Origin of the sequence: Streptococcus mitis (assembly GCF_023110375.1) — a bacterium.
Classification (GTDB): domain Bacteria; phylum Bacillota; class Bacilli; order Lactobacillales; family Streptococcaceae; genus Streptococcus; species Streptococcus mitis_CI.
The window spans coordinates 101,415-119,288 of record NZ_JALDVV010000001.1 but is presented as its reverse complement, the minus strand read 5'-3'; the positions used below and the strand labels follow the sequence as shown (position 1 = coordinate 119,288).

Genomic DNA, 17,874 nt, shown 5'->3' with positions numbered 1-17,874 from the left:
TTCTATTATACACTCTTTTAAGATAACTTTCAAGTAATTTACGAAGGAAATCATATTTTTTTATGAAAGCCTTCAAAAAATTACCTAGCATTTTAAAAAAGATATCCTGAAAATAGAATACGAAACAATTTCCATATATTTTTTTATTATAATACCAGAATATTCGTTTTTTATCAATTTTTAACTGTATTTTTAGTAAAAAATAAAATCAGGAAGGTAATTTCCTAATTTTATAAATTATTTCACATCAAAAACAATGGATTTAACATTTGTCATCGCTTCGATACTATATTTAATTCCTTGTACTCCTGCACCAGAACCCTTTACACCAAGGAATGGGAAATTATCTGGTCCACGCTGTGTTTTATTATTAATATGAACGGTACCCACTTCAAGTTTTTCAGCAATTTCAAACGCCTTCTTAAAGTCATTTGTAAAGACTGAAGATTGAAGACCGAACTCTGATTCATTAGCAATTTCTAACGCTTCATTGGCATCTGCAACTCGGATAATTGGGAGAACAGGTCCAAATGGTTCTTCCCAGGCTAATTTCATGTCTCTTGTGACATAATCAAAAAGTCCTGGCCAAATGAGATTATTCTCACGTTTGATTGGACTGAGCGCTTTGGCTCCTTTTTCCTGAGCATCTTCAATCAATCCCCAGATGAAATCAGCTGAAGCATTGTCAATAACAGGTGTGATATCTGTATTGTCAAATGGATCACCGACTGTTAGCTTAGCAACTTCAGCTTGGAGCAATTCTGCCAATCTGTCTGCTACGCTTTCCACAACCAAAACACGTTTGATAGCGGTACAACGCTGACCAGAGTAGCTAAAGGCACCACCTACGATTTGCTTAGCTGCATTTTCTAAATCTGCATCTTCTAAGACAATTGCTGCATCTTTCCCACCAAGTTCAAGCATAATCGGGCGCATACCAGCTAAACGACCAATACGCTCACCAATCGGTGTTGAACCTGTAAAGTTAATGAAGTTCACTTCCTTGTGTTCGATGATGTAGTCTCCGATTTCAGAACCACGTCCAGTGATGGTGTTAAAGACACCTGCTGGGATTCCTGCTTCGTCAAATGCTTTAGCTAGCAAGAGGCCAGAAATAGATCCTTGTGTTGGGGGTTTGAACATAACGACATTTCCTGCAATCAAAGCCGGAGCAATCTTAGATCCAGAAAGGTTGACTGGATAGTTAAATGGTGCAATAGCTAAAACGACACCAACTGGTTCACGACGGACAACGGCTAGTTTATTTTTACTTGCAGCTTCAAAACCGCCACCTTCCATTGCTTGTCCAGTGATACGGAGACCTTCCTCAGCAGCAAAACGAATCAATTCTGCTGTACGTACTACTTCTCCAATGGCTGCTTTAATTCCTTTTGCAACCTCTTTGGCAAGAATGGTACCAATTTTTTCTTTATCTCGTTCCAAAATGTCTGCTGTCTTATGCAAATAAGCTGCACGCTCAACTGGTGCTAAATCACGCCATGCTGGGAGAGCTGCACGCGCTGCTTTCATAGCCTCATCTACTTCAGCCTGACTCATAGCTGGTACTGTACCTAGCTTTTCTTGATTGATGGGAGAATAGATGGCAATTTCATTCTCTGATGATTTCCATTTTCCATTCACTAAATTCTGATAATGTGTCAAATTCTCTTCCTCCTGAAAATGATTAAAACTTATTTTATCAAATTTTCAGAAAATTACAACCCCTTTTTGGAAAATATTGATATTTTTTTCACAAACTTGATTCTTCAAATTATTTGAAATTTATTCCTATTAGATATTGGTTTTTCAATAAAAATCAAAAAAGGTCTAGAGTTAACTAAACCTTTTTGTGGCATTTACTATGAAAGTACCTTCAAGACTGCAACGCTGATATCATCAATCACATTAGACTCTTTAGAACGACTATTGGACACAAGCATTTCAAGATTTCCTGCATTTTCAAAGTAGAAAGAAGTTCCCTTGGCATTGAATACCACCAATAAGTGCTCTGTTCCACCGTGAATTTCGTAAACAATCCAACCACTATTTTCAGCAGCTGTATGGACGAAAACATGACGATAAACTTCTTCGTATGTAGGATAAGAGAAAGCACGCCTTTGTGTTTTTAGGCGAATAATCTGGCGAATAAAGTCAATGCTCTCTTGTCTCTCATTGATTAAATCCCAGTTGACCTGGTTGACACTATCTGGAGCATTGTAACTATTCATAGCCCGTTCTCTATCTGCTGGAGTCAGCTCGCCATTTTCTCCTGTAGCAAGGAGCTTGGTGCGACCAAATTCTTGCCCCAGCTCTATAAAGGACATCCCTTGCATAAGAATGCTCATCGCTGTTGCTGTCTCGACCTGACGCATAATCTTATCTGAACTGTGATCTGGGTGAAGGGTTGCTAACAAATCATGCAAGTTGTAATTATCATGAGCTTCCACGTAGTTAAGAACTTGGTTTGGACTAAGATATGAACCCAACTCTCGGCTACCAAGAATAGCTTTGGCTACAATCGGTTCTGTAGCTGCACCGCTAACAAATCCTGCCTTGATTGAGCCGTAAACTTCTCCTCCTTTGATGGCATCACGCTGATCATCGTTGAAGAATCCGATATTTGGCATCTGGTAGGCATTGTCCTTCTTGGCCTTATCATAAGGTGCAAGACCTGTCCCCATATCCCAGCCTTCTCCATAGGTGATAATACGGGGATCAACTTCATCAAGTGCCCAGCGAATCGCCTGCATGGTTTTAACATCGTGAATTCCCATCAAGTCGAAACGGAATCCGTCAATATTGTATTCTTTCACCCAATAAAGGAGTGAGTCAATCATATACTTGCGGTACATTTCGTGTTCGCTTGCGGTTTCATTTCCAACACCTGTACCGTTTTGGAAGGTTCCATCTGGATTCATACGATAGTAATAATCGGGAACAGTTGTTTGGAAAGGTGCATCAACCGTTGAGAAGGTATGGTTGTAAACGACATCCATAATGACACCGATTCCCGCATCATGATATGCTTGAATCATGGTTTTAAGGTCTCGAATAACCTGTCCAGGATCATCTAAATTGCTAGAGAAACTTGGTTCAGGAGCATTGTAGTTTTGAGGGTCATAACCCCAGTTATAGGTTACATTCCCGTCCTCGTCATATTCCTTATGGCGATCAAAGATTGGTTGGAGTTGAACATAATTACAGCCGAGTTCTTTGATATAATCAAAGGCTGTTGCTTGACCATACTGGTTAACCGTTCCAGTCTGGGCAGCCCCAAGGAAGGTTCCACGGAGATGCTCTGCCACTCCAGATGTCGGTGATTTTGTAAAATCACGAATATGCATTTCACAGATAACTGCTTTACATGGATTTTCCAAACGCCAAGGAGCGTCTGTCCCATGTTTAACTTCGAATCCTTCTACCTGTCTATCTTGCTGAGAGAGAATGACGGAACGTTTCCCGTCAGGACTTGTAGCGATAGTGTAAGGATCTCGTGTCAAAGTCTGGTGGTGTGGAAACTCAATCTGATACTGGTAAGCTTTACCTGCAAGATTTTCATCCAGGTCTACACTCCAAACACCAATGGTATTGTACTTATGACTGTATGAATAGCTATTCCCACGCTCAAGATTAAAGGTTTTCCAAATCGGCGCGTCGTTACTTGTATTTTCATAAACGACCACTTGAACTGCTGTAGCTGTTGGAGCCCAGAGTTTAAAGCTTGTCTGGTAGTCAGAGATACTATAACCCAACTCTCCTTGGTATCCCCAATGGTGATCAAAACTTTCACTGTGAAAGGCTTTATCAAAAGCAAACGGGTTTCGATCTTTATAGTAAGGACTTGCAATGGCTGGATTTTCAGAATAATAAACCGTCTCATCACCATCCAAAATCCAAACCTCAGTCAACAGTGGATAATGGTTAAACCGTAGGAGATAGTCCTTTGTCTTTCCATCGATTTCGACAGAAAAGCTCAGAGTATCGAGCCTTTCTGCACTTATAACTGTAAAGGAGAATTTAGCTCCAAAATAGTCATTTTCATAATACAAATTTTCTTTAACATCTGCCTGTTTTCTACTGAATGAACAAGCATCATAATCCCCATTCTTTCGGTGAAAATGGATGACTACTGGGTATCTATACATTTCTTTTCCTAATTCCTAATTTCAATTTTTAAGTCATGCTGAAGAATTTAACGGGAATTTCAGCACAATAGAGAATAGCTTTAATAGATATAAAAACACATCAGGAGAGATAGTTCCAGACTATCTGACATCTATTTTTCAACTATTCTTTACAAACTTTCTAGCCAGGCCTCATCTCGAACTTCGATACCAAGTTCTTGTGCTTTTTGGAGCTTGCTTCCTGCATCTGCTCCTGCTACGACAAGATTCGTTTTCTTAGATACACTGCCTGTAACTTTAGCACCAAGGATTTCGAGTTTATTTTTGGCTTCAGAACGTGTGAGACGTTCCAATTTTCCTGTTAATACAACTGTCAAACCTGACAAGGCTGCATCTGCTACTACTGTCTGCCCTTTGTAGTCCAGATTAACTCCAGCTTCTTTCAACTCGTCTAAAAGAATCTTCGATCCTTCTGTAGCAAAATAAGTCTGAAGGCTTTGGGCAATCACACTACCCAAGCTCTCGATACTTGCTACTTCCTCAGGATCTGCTTGGGCTAGATTTTCAATAGAGTGGAAATGTTGGAGCAAGAGTTGGCTAGCCTTACTTCCGACATGGCGAATTCCCAGACCAAACAAGAGTTTTTCAGCAGAGTTTTCCTTGGATGCTTGAATGGCCTGATATAGTTTAGAAGCAGACTTTTCCTTGACGCCTTCTAAAAGAAGGAAATCGTTTTCTTTCAAACGGTAAATATCTGCCACATCCTTAACCAGATTAGCAGCAAAAAGCTTTTCGACGATAGATGGACCAAGACCCGTAATATTCATAGCATCTCGAGAGGCAAAGTGAATCAAACCTTCCATGATTTGGGCAGGACAGCGTGGATTGATACAACGAAGAGCCACTTCATCTTCAAAATGAAGCAACTGACTGTCACAGCTCGGACAGTTAGTCGGAATATCTAGTTTTTCTTCAGAAACACGTTTAGACTCTACCACACGCAGAACAGCAGGGATGATATCTCCAGCCTTATAAACGATAACCGTATCATCTTTGCGGATATCCTTTTCAGCAATATAGTCTACATTGTGTAGGGTCGCACGGCTAACAGTCGTACCAGCAAGCTGAACAGGTGTCAAATTGGCAGTTGGCGTGACAACCCCAGTACGGCCTACTGTCCAGTCAACTGAGAGTAGTTTGGCTTCTTTTTCCTCAGCAGGGAACTTGTAGGCCACTGCCCACTTAGGCGCTTTAACTGTAAAACCGAGTTCTTCTTGACCTGCTAAGTCATTGACTTTGATAACCACTCCATCAATATCGTAAGGTAGATGTTCCCGTTCTTGTCCTACTTCTTGGATAAAATCCCATATCTCATCTATGCTTTTAGCCAAATTTCGCTTTGGATTAACTACAAAACCAAGTTGTTCAAGATGCTTCAAGACTTTTTCTTGACTATCTCGAGTAGAAGGGCTTGCTTCTTGATAGAGGAAAGTCGCAAGATTACGCTTGGCCACTACTGCTGTATCAAGCTGACGCAAAGTTCCAGCCGCCGCATTACGAGGATTGGCAAATTCAGGCTCCCCATTTTCTTGGCGAGCTTGGTTGACCTGGTCAAACGAAGCGCGTGGCATGTAACACTCCCCACGAACGGTGATATCTAGTTTTTCAGGCAAGGTCAAAGGAATATCCTTAACGCGTTTGAGATTTTCAGTGATATTCTCACCAATAGAACCATCTCCACGCGTCGCCCCAGCGACCAAAATCCCCTTCTCATAGGTAAGAGAGATTGACAAACCATCGATTTTCAACTCACAGATATAAGTGGGATGAGGTAATTCCTTTCGCACACGCGCATCAAAAGCTTCTATCTCTTCACGTGAAAAAGCATCCTGCAAACTATAAAGAGGATACTGATGACTGTATTTTTCAAAACCATCTAAAACCTTACCACCAACACGATGGGTTGGACTGTCTGCTAAAACTTGATCTGGATAGGCAGCTTCCAACTCGACCAACTCTCGGTAGAGGCGATCGTACTCGCTATCTGAAACCGAAGGATTGTCACTCGTATAGTACTCGCTCGCATAGCGGTTGAGTAAGGCAACTAACTCATTCATTCTTTTATTCATAAAACCATTTTACCACAAAGCAAGCCCTCCTCACAATAGAGAAGGACTGAAAAATGATTCGTAATGAAATATTTTCTAAAAAAGAGAAATTATAACTCTTTTTTAAAATGACTTCGCACATAAACGAGGGATAAACAAGACAGGATGATAACACCGCTTCCAATTATCAGAAAAGAAGAGAGATGGACACTTGGTAGCACCGTCATAAAGCCTTTTGCAATCGGCATAAATAGGATGGCTAAGGTAAAAATGGTGCTTAGTACTCTTCCCAAGTATTCCCCCTCAACCTTGGTTTGAACCTGAGTAAAAAAGTGAATATTAAAAATCGTCATAAACAGTTCACAAACTAAATTTCCAGAAAAGGAGAGAAAAGTTGGCAGTGGTAATCCCATCATAAAAACTCCAACTCCAGTTAAAGCCAATAGAATCAAAAGATTATAAACACTTGCCTTTATTTTACTAGCTAGAAGAGCTCCAATAATCGAACCAATAGCGCCCATAGTTAAAATAGTTGCATAAGCTCCTTCTACCCCGTATAGTCGATTTGAAAAAGGGAGGAGAAATTCAAAAGCTGCAAAAAAGAAATTAACACTGGAAGCTACTACCAAAAGGAAAAAGATCTCTTGCTGGCGCCAAATATAGCGAATCCCTTCTTTCATATCAGCAAAAATATTTTTCCAGCTGAAAGTCTTTTTCTCTTGTTCCTGAGTCTCTTTTTTTGGGAGAAAAGCTACTAAGGTAAATGCGATAAAAAAACTAATGGCATCTAAAACGAGCGTCATATGGAGACTGGCAAATTGTAAAACGAGAAAAGAAAGCACCGGAGAACTGACTCCTACAACCTGTAAAACTAACTCCAAGCGAGAGTTATAGGTCACAATCTCGTCTTTCTCTACAACCTCAGTTATAATGGCTTTGTTAGATGTACGAGAAAATGCAAAGGCAACCGCCTGAACAATATTGGCAAAAATCAAGGCAGCAATCATCAAGCTATCATCTCTGATGAAAGAAATAGCTAAGCAAAGAACGCCACAAATCAAGTCTGTCGTCATCAAAATTTTGCGACGCGAAAATCGGTCTGAAATCACTCCGCCAAAGGGATTGACCAGAATCGATGTGACGAGTTCAGAAATCTGATAAATCCCAAGAACAGTCTGCCCTATCGTTCCCATTGATGCCAACCAAACACTGTTTCCATAATCATAGAGCATATTTCCTATTTTATTAATAGCACCACGACTAATCAACTGGATTGCATATCGATTCATATAAAAAGCTCCTCTCAAATTTTGAAACTATTGTATCAAAACTGAAAGGAGTCTCTTTATTTTTCCCTTATTTGGGAAATTTAAGCATTTACAAATTTTTCATAATGTTCCTGATAATAGGCCACTTGCTCTGGAAGTCCAAGCACATCAAAAATATGCATAGCCTCCTGCATCTGACTACAACCCTCTTCTTTCAAGTCTCTCTGGTAGAGGGCGAAACCTTTGAGATAATGGAAGATATTGCGCTCATAAAGCTTGATACCATTTCCAATCAACTTCTCCACATAGCCCTCAAAATAGTCCGCATCCGCAAAGGATCGATTTTCCAAACAATGCTGGTAACAGTTAAGAGCTAAGATCAAAACAAGTTTTCGATGACGACCAATTTCCTTGTAGTAGTCTTCCCTCTCCATCACTTCTCTGCCAATCCGAGCCACATAGTCCACATTGTAGAAAGTATAGAGATTCCCGAAAAGAATCAACTCATACATGGTCCATTCTTCTGTTTGGAAAAGATAATCCGCCACCTTATCCAAATCACTCTGACTCATCGTGTAACGAGCATCTCTTTGACAAATCAGTCCTTGTAGCAGAATCCAATTCAGCTCAAAATAGAGGGGATTGGTCGAACTCTTTGCTTTCTCAAGCTGTTCCATTTGAAGCTTTTGAAAACCAGCAATATCATTTGAGTAGTAAAGCGGAATAATCTGTGCCATCAAGGCAACATGTTCATGATTTTGAAAATCCCTAGCCTTGTCCATGAAATTTTCAATAGTCACATGAATATTATCCAAAATCTCAAAGAAACGGGAAACTGCTAAATCAGACTCACCAAGCTCAAAGCGAGATAACTGAGAGGTCGAGCAAGAATCGCCCGCTGCTTCCTTTAAAGAGTAGTTCCCACTGGTTCGAAATTCACGAAATACTTTTCCAAGATGTTCCATCTTTACACCTGCTCTGATAATTCTTCCCACTCAAGCATGGCTTCTTCCTGACGATGGCTAATTTTGTCCAGTTCTGTCTGAAATTCCATGAGTTTTTCAGCATCGTTGGTTTCCAGCATTTGTTCAGAAATGGCTTGACTTTGAGTTTCTAACTCTTCAATTTCAGCCTCTAAACTCTCTATTTGGCGCATGAGCTTACGGGCTTCTTTCTGACTTTCTTTCTGAGCCTGATAGTCATTAGCTGGACTTGCTTCTTTTGCTTGATTGCTAGTTGAAGCATCTTCTATCTGGCTGACTTCTATTTCAGCCTTTTTATCAACATAGTAGTCATAATCTCCAAGGTAGAGGGTTGAACCACTCTCAGACAATTCCAGTACATGAGTGGCTACACGATTGATAAAGTAACGGTCGTGGCTGACAAAAAGAAGGGTTCCATAAAAATCAATCAGAGCATTTTCTAGCACTTCCTTGCTATCAATATCCAAGTGGTTGGTCGGCTCGTCAAGAATTAAAAAGTTGTTGTTTTCCATAGAAAGTTTGGCAAGTAACAAACGAGCTTTTTCGCCACCTGACAGCATGCCAACTGATTTCTTAACATCATCTCCTGAGAAAAGGAAGGCTCCAAGTCGATTACGGATTTCAACCTCTGGTGTTAGTTTAAAATCATTCCAAAGTTCATCTAGGACACTATTGCTTGGTGTTAGCTTGCTTTGAGTCTGGTCATAGTAACCAACCTCAACATTGGCACCAAAACGCTTCTCTCCCTTGATAAAAGGGATCTGGTCCACAATAGACTTGATAAAGGTTGATTTCCCGATGCCGTTTGGTCCGACAATCGCAACAGCATTCATCTTACGAAGGTCTAGGTTGATAGGCTCTGAAAATATTTCCCCATCATAGCCAATAGCCGCATTTTCAACGGTTAAAACGACATTTCCAGACGTTTTTTCCGACTGGAAGGTCATGTTGGCTGATTTCTTGCCAGCTTCAGGCTTGTCCAAACGCTCCATTTTTTCTAGTTGTTTACGGCGAGATTGGGCACGTTTGGTCGTTGAAGCTCGGACTAGATTGCGATTGACAAAGTCTTCTAGAGCCGCGATTTCCTTCTGTTGCTTTTCATAGTTTTTTGCCTCAGTAGCTAGCTTTTGCTCCTTTAACTCAACAAAGCGAGAGTAATTACCTACATAACGATCTAAGGAATGCTTAGTCAAATCGAGTGTAACCGTCGCAACCTTATCCAAAAAGTAACGGTCGTGACTGACAATAATGAGTGCACCACTATAATTTACTAGGTAATTTTCCAACCAGGCAATGGTTTCGATATCCAAGTGGTTGGTTGGCTCGTCCAAGACCAAGAGATTTGGCTTTTCAAGGAGCATTTTAGCCAGTGCAAGACGAGTATTTTGACCACCTGAAAGCTCAGCAATTTTCATCTGCCACATAGACTCGTCAAACTTGAATCCATTCAAAATCGCTCGAATATCAGCTTCGTAAGTAAAGCCACCATCCTGGCGGAAATTCTCTGACAAACGATCATAATCCGCCATCAGTTTATCCAAATCTTCACCCGACTTTTCACCCATCTCCAACTCCATCTGACGCAGTTGTTTCTCCGTACGGCGTAGATCATCAAAGACATGGAGCATTTCATCATAAATGGTATTTTTAGACTCAAAACGGCTATCTTGGGCTAGGTAAGACAGAGAAATATCTTTTTTCTTATTGATTTCTCCACTAGTTGGCTCCTCTTCCCCAACCAAAATCTTTAAAAGAGTAGACTTACCTGCACCATTTTTCCCAACAAGGGCTATCCGATCACGTTCATCAACTTGTAGGTTAATATTATCAAAAAGAACCTCTCCTGCAAAAGAACGTTCAATTTTATTAGCTTGTAAAATAATCATAAAAGTAGTATAGCATGTTTCCCTAAGGCATTCAAGACTTGATAAACAGGCATATGTTACTACTTTTATGTAAGTTATGCTAAGGTTTTACTAAAACGCTAAAAAGTGCTATAATGTGAACGGTTAAAACAATTTACAAAAAGGAGAATTTCAATGTCTTACCAAGAAAATTACCAGAAATGGGTTGATTTTGCGGAGCTTCCTGACTATCTTCGTCAAGATTTGGAAAATATGGACGAAAAAACTAAGGAAGATGCCTTCTATACGAATCTTGAATTTGGTACTGCAGGCATGCGTGGCCTGATTGGTGCTGGTACAAACCGCATCAACATCTACGTTGTTCGCCAAGCTACTGAAGGATTGGCTCGTTTGATTGAGTCTAAAGGTGGAAATGAAAAAGAACGTGGTGTGGCAATTGCCTACGATAGCCGTCACTTCTCACCTGAGTTTGCCTTTGAGTCTGCGGCCGTTCTTGCTAAACACGGCATCAAATCTTACGTATTTGAAAGCCTTCGTCCAACTCCAGAACTATCATTTGCAGTTCGTCACCTCAACTGTTTCGCAGGTATCATGGTCACAGCTAGCCACAACCCAGCACCATTTAACGGTTACAAGGTTTACGGTGAAGACGGTGGACAAATGCCTCCACACGATGCAGACGCTTTGACAACATACATTCGTGCAATCGAAAATCCATTTGCAGTTGAAGTTGCTGATGTGGAAGCTGAAAAAGCTTCTGGCTTAATTGAAGTTATCGGCGAAGCTGTTGACGTAGAATACCTTAAAGAGGTTAAGGACGTAAACATCAACCCAGCCTTGATTGAAGAATTCGGTAAAGACATGAAAATTGTATACACACCACTTCATGGTACTGGTGAAATGTTGGCTCGTCGTGCTCTTGCCCAAGCAGGATTTGACTCTGTTCAAGTCGTTGAAGCGCAAGCAACTCCTGACCCAGACTTCTCAACTGTAAAATCTCCAAACCCAGAAAGCCAAGCAGCCTTTGCCCTTGCTGAAGAACTTGGTCGTCAAGTTGGTGCAGATGTTCTTGTGGCAACTGACCCTGATGCTGACCGTGTTGGTGTTGAAGTTCTTCAAAAAGATGGTAGCTACCTCAACCTTTCAGGTAACCAAATTGGTGCCATCATGGCTAAATACATCTTGGAAGCCCACAAAAACGCTGGAACTCTTCCTGAAAATGCAGCGCTCTGCAAATCTATCGTATCAACTGACTTGGTGACGAAGATTGCTGAAAGCTACGGCGCAACCATGTTCAACGTTTTGACAGGTTTCAAATTTATCGCTGAAAAAATCCAAGAATTCGAAGAAAAACACAATCACACTTACATGATGGGATTTGAAGAAAGCTTCGGTTACTTGATTAAACCATTTGTACGTGATAAAGATGCAATCCAAGCCGTTCTTGTCGTTGCTGAACTTGCTGCCTACTACCGTTCACGTGGTTTAACACTTGCTGACGGTATCGAAGAAATCTACAAAGAGTACGGCTTCTACGCAGAAAAAACTATCTCTGTTACCCTTTCTGGAGTGGATGGTGCTGAACAAATCAAAGCAATTATGGCTAAATTCCGTAACAATGCTCCAAAAGAATGGAATGCAACAGCTATCACCGTTGTAGAGGACTTCAAAGCTCAAACAGCTACTGCTGCTGACGGTACTGTTACAAACTTGACAACTCCTCCAAGTGATGTGTTGAAATACACACTTGCTGACGGTTCATGGATTGCCGTTCGCCCTTCAGGGACAGAACCAAAAATCAAGTTCTACATTGCAGTTGTAGGTGAAACCAACGAAGAATCACAAGCTAAAATTGATAATATCGAAGCAGAAATCAATGCTTTTGTAAAATAAAGACCTATAAAAGATGAGACTAACCAATCTCATCTTTTTTTCGTATCAAATCTAAGCAATTTTAGAAACTTTATGGCATACTAGACTTATCAATGAAAGCGAGGTAATCTCATGGAACAATTTTTAGATAACATCAAAGACCTTGAAGTCACTACAGTTGCGCGTGCGCAAGAAGCTCTTGATAAAAAAGAAACTGCAACCTTCTTTATCGGTCGCAAAACTTGCCCTTACTGCCGTAAATTTGCTGGTACCTTGGCAGGTGTCGTAGCTGAAACCAAAGCTCACATCTACTTCATCAACAGTGAAGAACCAAGCCAACTCAATGAGTTACAAGAATTCCGCTCACGCTATGGAATTCCAACTGTACCAGGCTTCGTTCACATTGCAGATGGACAAATCAATGTCCGTTGCGACTCTTCAATGTCAGCACAAGAAATCAAAGAATTTGCAGGATTGTAAAAAAGCCACTCATCGAGTGGTTTTTAAATGGTCAAAATTGCGTTTTTTCAAGCAAATCTTGTATCATTCTATGTAGTTCTTCTATCTTCTCAGATTGCTTCTCAAGTAGTATTCTCTGACTAGACAATTCATCTTGGAGTTTATCAAGTTTTATCTGTTCATCTGGATTATCTTTTACAAAAAAGTTCGTCAAGGCACTCGTTAACATTCCTATTGTTCCAATACCAACAAGCATTAATAAAACAGCTAACCATTTACCAAAGATCGAAGTCGGAACAATATCCCCATAACCAACTGTCGTTACAGTCACAAGAGCCCACCAAAGACTTTCTGAAAAAGATTTTTCTTCAACTACAGATAAAATTGAACTTCCTACTAGAACAACAAAGATATTAACATAAAATATATAAATCAGGCCATTTGTCCGTAAGAATTTACTAATTTTTCTTTCTAATTTACCTGTAAGTCCAATTATTCTAAGTAAACGAGTCAGTTTCAATAATTTTGTCAGTCTTGCTAAGCGGAAGATACGCCCTAATCGAAATACTGTAAAAATAGCATTTAAAGGAAGGATAGCTAGCAGATCAAAAATATTTTCAATTATGAATCGCCATTTCCCTTTACTTAAAAAGAACCGCCAACCATAATCTACCACAAACACAAACCAAAGTAGTAAGTCAATAATACTGTATGGAGGACTGTCTAAATCAATCATTTCAGCAAATCCAAGCAAGACTAGAACAACAGATATCAACGCAAGGATGATAATCGTTGTGTCATAGTAATCCTTAAATAACCATTTTCTTTTCACATCATTTCTCCTATAACATTTTTAAACATTATACCACACCAAATCGCTACTAGATAAATAAAAAAGAAGGCCCTCGCCTTCTTTTTTATATATCTGTCAATGGTGTTGCGGTATCTGGTGAGGTATCATATACCTTAAAGTCTACTCCTACACCTAGATCAGCCTGTGCCAGCTGATTGACCATGGTCATGTGAGCCAGTTCCTTGATATTATTTTCCTTAGATAAATGTCCAAGGTAGATTTTCTTAGTGCGATTCCCAAGTGTCCGAATCATAGCTTCAGCACCGTCCTCGTTAGAAAGGTGACCCAGATCCGATAGGATTCGTTGTTTGAGTCGCCAAGCGTAAGAACCTGCTCGTAAAATCTCTACATCATGGTTGGACTCGATAAGATAGCCATCTGCATTCTCGACAATTCCTGCCATACGGTCACTCACATAACCTGTATCAGTCAGCATGACAAAACTCTTATCATCCTTCATAAAGCGATAGAACTGCGGTGCGACTGCATCATGGCTAACACCAAAACTCTCAATGTCGATATCTCCAAAGGTTTTGGTTTTGCCCATTTCAAAGATATGCTTTTGCGAAGAATCCACCTTGCCAAGATACTTGCTTTTTTCCATAGCCTGCCAGGTCTTTTCATTGGCATACAAATCCATACCATATTTTCGAGCCAACACACCAACTCCATGGATATGGTCTGAATGCTCATGCGTAATCAAGATAGCATCCAAATCTTCTGGTTTACGATTTATTTCAGCAAGTAGGCTGGTGATTTTCTTACCAGATAAGCCTGCATCCACTAAAAGTTTCTTTTTTGGCGTTTCCAGATAAAAGGAATTTCCACTGGAACCCGACGCTAAAATACTGTATTTAAAGCCTGTTTCACTCATTCTGGTCTTCTATTTCGTCCTCCCATACTTCTTCCTTCACTGCATCCTTATCATAAGGGAGCACAATGGTAAAGGTTGATCCCTTACCATATATACTCTTGGCCCAAATAAAACCATTATGTTGTTTGATAATTTCTTTAGCGATAGACAGTCCTAGCCCTGTTCCACCTTGAGCACGGCTTCTAGCACGATCCACACGGTAGAAACGGTCAAAGATACGTGGCAAATCCTGCTTAGGAATACCCAATCCTTGGTCTGAGATGGATAAAATCATCTGATCATCAGTCGTCTTCATGGTCACTGTGATTTTCCCACCATCTGGCGAATACTTGATGGCATTGTTGAGAATATTATCAATCACCTGCGTCATCTTGTCTGTATCAATTTCAATCCAGACAGACGTAATCGGATAATCTCTAACCAATTCATATTTCTTTTCTTCGTCTGATCCCCTCATCTTATCAAAGCGGTTAAGAATAAAGGTAATAAAGGCTGTGAAGTTAATCAGTTCCACATCTAGGTGACTAGTTGCATTATCAATTCGAGAAAGATGGAGAAGGTCTGTCACCATCCGCATCATACGGTTGGTTTCGTCTAGAGACACCTTGATAAAGTCTGGTGCAACAGGTTCTGACAAGGCTCCCTCATCCAAGGCTTCAAGATAGGATTTTACACTAGTCAGAGGCGTCCGTAACTCATGACTAACGTTGGAAACAAAGAGTCTTCGTTCGCGTTCTTCCTTCTCCTGCTCCGTCGTATCATGCAAAACAGCTACCAAACCTGAGATAAATCCAGACTCACGACGCACCAAGGCGAAGCGTACACGAAGGCTCAGATACTCACCATTGGCATCCTGAGAATCAATCATGAGTTCAGGAACTTGGGTAATCAAATCACGAAGTTCATACTCATCTTCAATCTTAAGTAATTCTAGAATACTTTTATTGAGAACATCTTCCTTCTGAACACCTAGCTGTTTCTTAGCCATGTCATTAATCATAGTAATCTTACCACGACGATTGGTCGCGAGGACTCCATCTGTCATGTAAGAGAGGATACTGTGCAATCGTTTACTCTCTTGTTCCAGATTTTCTTGGGTCAAACGGATTACTTCTGATAAATCATTGAGATTATTGGTAATATTAGTGATTTCAGAGCTTCCCTGCATATCCAATACCTGAGAATAATCTCCTGCAATCAAGTCTTTAACTTTTTGATTAATTTGCTTCAACCGAATATTATCTCGCCGATTTTCTAGCAAAAGCAAGGTAACAATCAAGATAAAACCCAATAAAATTAAAATGAAGATAAAATCACTAGTAAGAATATTTTTTCTAATCAATTCAATCATTATTTCTCATATAATAACCAACACCACGACGTGTTAGGATATACTCTGGACGACTAGGTGTATCTTCAATCTTCTCACGCAAACGTCTGATAGTTACGTCAACAGTCCGAACATCTCCGAAATAATCATACCCCCAGACCGTTTCAAGCAAGTGTTCACGGGTAATCACTTGACCAATATGAGAAGCCAAGTGGTACAAAAGTTCAAATTCACGGTGGGTCAAGTCTAGTTCTTCACCATATTTTTTAGCCACATAGGCATCTGGTACAATCTCCAAGTCCCCAATTTGCAAAGGTTGGGTTTTCTTTTCATCTGACTCTTGATTATCTACAGAAACCAAGTCCGTACGACGAAGAAGAGCTTTAACACGCGCCTGCAACTCACGATTTGAGAAGGGTTTTGTCACATAGTCATCCGCTCCAAGCTCCAAACCAATAACCTTATCAAATTCGCTGTCTTTAGCTGACAGCATGATAATAGGAACACTACTCGTCTTACGAATAGTCTTTGCAACTTCTAAACCATCAATTTCGGGAAGCATCAAATCCAGAATAATAATATCTGGTTGCTCTGCTTCAAATTGTTCTAGTGCTTCACGACCATTAAAAGCAGTTACAACCTCGTAACCTTCCTTGGTCATATTAAACTTGATAATATCCGAGATTGGTTTTTCATCATCTACAATTAATATTTTTTTCATTTGTTCACCTTTTTCTCTACTATTATATCAAAAAAATAAAAAGAAGACACAATAGCTAGTCTTTACTACTGTCTAAGTTGGCTTGTGCATAAGCCTGCCAGATTTTTTGTTGGGGTTTGGCAAGTGGGTAATTCTTAAACTCTTCTGGTGAAAGCCAGCGAACTTCCCTATCTGGAAAGTCATTGTAGTCACTCACCTGACCTGCTACAATTTGAACATGCCACTTACGATGACTAAAGATATGCTTGACAGTCTCAAAATAAATATCAAGCCAATCAACATCTAGGTCATAGTCCTGCTGGAAACTCTCTTCTGGACTGGGACCAAAGTTCACGCTTTCTTCTGCAACCTGATGAAAGAGGTCAAACTGCTCTCCTTGCGAAAAGTTATCAACTTCTATCAAGGGGAAATGCCAAAAACCTGCCAATAGCTTTTCACTTTCATTTTTTTCAAGTAAAAATTGTCCCTGAGTATTTTTGACCACCAAGGCTTTAAGATAAATTGGAACAGGCTTTTTCTTGGGAGCCTTAATTGGATAACGGTCCATTGTGCCATTCTGATATGCCGCACTAAAGTCCTTAACTGGGCTTTCTTCTGGTCTGGGATTTACAGGCGCCTCAATATCAGATCCTAAGTCCATCAAAGCTTGATTAAAGTCACCAGGCCTTTCTGGGTCAATCAAGATTTCCATCATTGCCTGAAAAATTTTACGATTACTTGGAATCCCAATATCGTGATTAACTTCAAATAGACGTGCCAAAACACGCATGACATTACCATCTACAGCTGGCTCAGGCAAGTTAAAAGCAATACTGGAAATGGCTCCTGCAGTGTAAGGTCCAATTCCTTTCAAGCTGGAAATTCCTTCATAGGTGTTTGGAAATTGACCACCAAAATCAGTCATAATCTGCTGGGCTGCAGCCTGTAAATTACGAACTCGAGAATAATAACCCAAACCTTCCCAAGCCTTCAACAAACGCTCTTCAGGCGCATTCGCCAAACTTTCTACTGTTGGAAACCAGTCCAAGAATCGTTCGTAATAAGGGATAACCGTATCCACCCTAGTTTGCTGGAGCATAATTTCAGACACCCAGATATGATAAGGATTTTTACTTCTACGCCACGGTAAATCTCTTTTGTTTTCATCATACCAAGCGAGAAGTTTCTCACGGAAAGAAATGATCTTCTCCTCCGGCCACATGACGATACCGTATTCTTTCAAATCTAACATATCTCTAGTATAACACAGAAGATTCTAACTGTCCTTTTCCTAGTATTAGTACTCTTCGAAAATCAAATTCAAACCACGTCAACGTCGCCTTGCCGTACTCAAGTACAGCCTGCGGCTAGTTTCCTAGTTTGCTCTTTGATTTTCATTGAGTATAAAAAGCCTCTTCCCAAAGGAAAGAGGACTAAA

At 40.2% G+C, this 17,874-nt stretch carries 13 protein-coding genes; 2 read left to right on the top strand and 11 right to left on the bottom strand.

The features are described from left to right. Window positions 1-237: 237 nt before the first annotated feature. The 6 genes from M1G12_RS00605 to M1G12_RS00580 form a co-directional block, all read right to left on the bottom strand. Window positions 238-1,662 (bottom strand): NADP-dependent glyceraldehyde-3-phosphate dehydrogenase, encoded by a 1,425-nt coding sequence (locus M1G12_RS00605; protein ID WP_002875523.1) that lies wholly within the window; start codon window positions 1,660-1,662, stop codon window positions 238-240. A gap of 197 nt (window positions 1,663-1,859) precedes the next feature. Further along, window positions 1,860-4,145, bottom strand: coding sequence for a type I pullulanase (gene pulA / locus M1G12_RS00600; RefSeq protein WP_247949207.1), 2,286 nt, complete (start codon window positions 4,143-4,145; stop codon window positions 1,860-1,862). A gap of 149 nt (window positions 4,146-4,294) precedes the next feature. After that, window positions 4,295-6,253, bottom strand: coding sequence for an NAD-dependent DNA ligase LigA (gene ligA, locus M1G12_RS00595; protein WP_247949206.1), 1,959 nt, complete (start codon window positions 6,251-6,253; stop codon window positions 4,295-4,297). 89 nt (window positions 6,254-6,342) lie between these two features. Next, window positions 6,343-7,521, bottom strand: a complete 1,179-nt coding sequence (locus M1G12_RS00590) for an MFS transporter (protein ID WP_049490622.1) — start codon at window positions 7,519-7,521, stop codon at window positions 6,343-6,345. Between the two features lie 80 nt (window positions 7,522-7,601). Then, window positions 7,602-8,465 carry an Rgg family transcriptional regulator gene (locus M1G12_RS00585; RefSeq protein WP_049490624.1) on the bottom strand — a complete coding sequence of 288 codons (864 nt, stop codon included), beginning with the start codon at window positions 8,463-8,465 and terminating at the stop codon, window positions 7,602-7,604. A gap of 2 nt (window positions 8,466-8,467) precedes the next feature. After that, window positions 8,468-10,369: an ABC-F family ATP-binding cassette domain-containing protein gene (locus M1G12_RS00580; protein WP_247949205.1), complete on the bottom strand. Its 1,902-nt coding sequence runs from the start codon at window positions 10,367-10,369 to the stop codon at window positions 8,468-8,470. Window positions 10,370-10,522: 153 nt separating this feature from the next. Here M1G12_RS00580 and M1G12_RS00575 point away from each other — a divergent pair, with 153 nt between their 5' ends. Beyond that, complete coding sequence (locus tag M1G12_RS00575; RefSeq protein WP_247941944.1) at window positions 10,523-12,241, top strand: phospho-sugar mutase; 1,719 nt, start codon at window positions 10,523-10,525, stop codon at window positions 12,239-12,241. A 111-nt stretch (window positions 12,242-12,352) separates the two neighbouring features. Beyond that, window positions 12,353-12,700 (top strand): thioredoxin, encoded by a 348-nt coding sequence (locus M1G12_RS00570; RefSeq protein WP_000434637.1) that lies wholly within the window; start codon window positions 12,353-12,355, stop codon window positions 12,698-12,700. Between the two features lie 31 nt (window positions 12,701-12,731). On the opposite strand, the gene M1G12_RS00565 is transcribed toward M1G12_RS00570, so the two are convergent. The 5 genes from M1G12_RS00565 to mutY all read right to left on the bottom strand — a co-directional run bounded on the left by M1G12_RS00565 (window position 12,732) and on the right by mutY (window position 17,688). Beyond that, complete coding sequence (locus M1G12_RS00565; protein WP_049547101.1) at window positions 12,732-13,511, bottom strand: potassium channel family protein; 780 nt, start codon at window positions 13,509-13,511, stop codon at window positions 12,732-12,734. Window positions 13,512-13,596: 85 nt separating this feature from the next. Further along, on the bottom strand, window positions 13,597-14,406 hold the full coding sequence (locus M1G12_RS00560; RefSeq protein WP_247949204.1) for an MBL fold metallo-hydrolase: 810 nt from the start codon (window positions 14,404-14,406) through the stop codon (window positions 13,597-13,599). After that, the gene (vicK, locus tag M1G12_RS00555; RefSeq protein WP_000571163.1) at window positions 14,399-15,757 is read right to left on the bottom strand and encodes a cell wall metabolism sensor histidine kinase VicK; all 1,359 of its coding nucleotides are present in this window, start codon (window positions 15,755-15,757) and stop codon (window positions 14,399-14,401) included. The genes M1G12_RS00560 and vicK overlap by 8 nt, the downstream gene beginning before the upstream one ends. Beyond that, window positions 15,750-16,457: a response regulator YycF gene (gene yycF / locus M1G12_RS00550; RefSeq protein WP_000722072.1), complete on the bottom strand. Its 708-nt coding sequence runs from the start codon at window positions 16,455-16,457 to the stop codon at window positions 15,750-15,752. The genes vicK and yycF overlap by 8 nt, the downstream gene beginning before the upstream one ends. A gap of 55 nt (window positions 16,458-16,512) precedes the next feature. Further along, the gene (gene mutY, locus M1G12_RS00545; protein WP_023947456.1) at window positions 16,513-17,688 is read right to left on the bottom strand and encodes an A/G-specific adenine glycosylase; all 1,176 of its coding nucleotides are present in this window, start codon (window positions 17,686-17,688) and stop codon (window positions 16,513-16,515) included. Window positions 17,689-17,874: the final 186 nt, after the last annotated feature.

Excerpts from the sequence above, each read along its gene's own strand:
- yycF (WP_000722072.1), bottom strand. The coding sequence starts at position 16,457 with ATGAAAAAAATATTAATTGTAGATGATGAAAAACCAATCTCGGATATT.
- ligA (WP_247949206.1), bottom strand. The coding sequence starts at position 6,253 with ATGAATAAAAGAATGAATGAGTTAGTTGCCTTACTCAACCGCTATGCG.
- M1G12_RS00585 (WP_049490624.1), bottom strand. The coding sequence starts at position 8,465 with ATGGAACATCTTGGAAAAGTATTTCGTGAATTTCGAACCAGTGGGAAC.
- M1G12_RS00560 (WP_247949204.1), bottom strand. The coding sequence starts at position 14,406 with ATGAGTGAAACAGGCTTTAAATACAGTATTTTAGCGTCGGGTTCCAGT.
- M1G12_RS00570 (WP_000434637.1), top strand. The coding sequence starts at position 12,353 with ATGGAACAATTTTTAGATAACATCAAAGACCTTGAAGTCACTACAGTT.
- pulA (WP_247949207.1), bottom strand. The coding sequence starts at position 4,145 with ATGTATAGATACCCAGTAGTCATCCATTTTCACCGAAAGAATGGGGAT.
- M1G12_RS00575 (WP_247941944.1), top strand. The coding sequence starts at position 10,523 with ATGTCTTACCAAGAAAATTACCAGAAATGGGTTGATTTTGCGGAGCTT.
- mutY (WP_023947456.1), bottom strand. The coding sequence starts at position 17,688 with ATGTTAGATTTGAAAGAATACGGTATCGTCATGTGGCCGGAGGAGAAG.
- vicK (WP_000571163.1), bottom strand. The coding sequence starts at position 15,757 with ATGATTGAATTGATTAGAAAAAATATTCTTACTAGTGATTTTATCTTC.
- M1G12_RS00580 (WP_247949205.1), bottom strand. The coding sequence starts at position 10,369 with ATGATTATTTTACAAGCTAATAAAATTGAACGTTCTTTTGCAGGAGAG.
- M1G12_RS00590 (WP_049490622.1), bottom strand. The coding sequence starts at position 7,521 with ATGAATCGATATGCAATCCAGTTGATTAGTCGTGGTGCTATTAATAAA.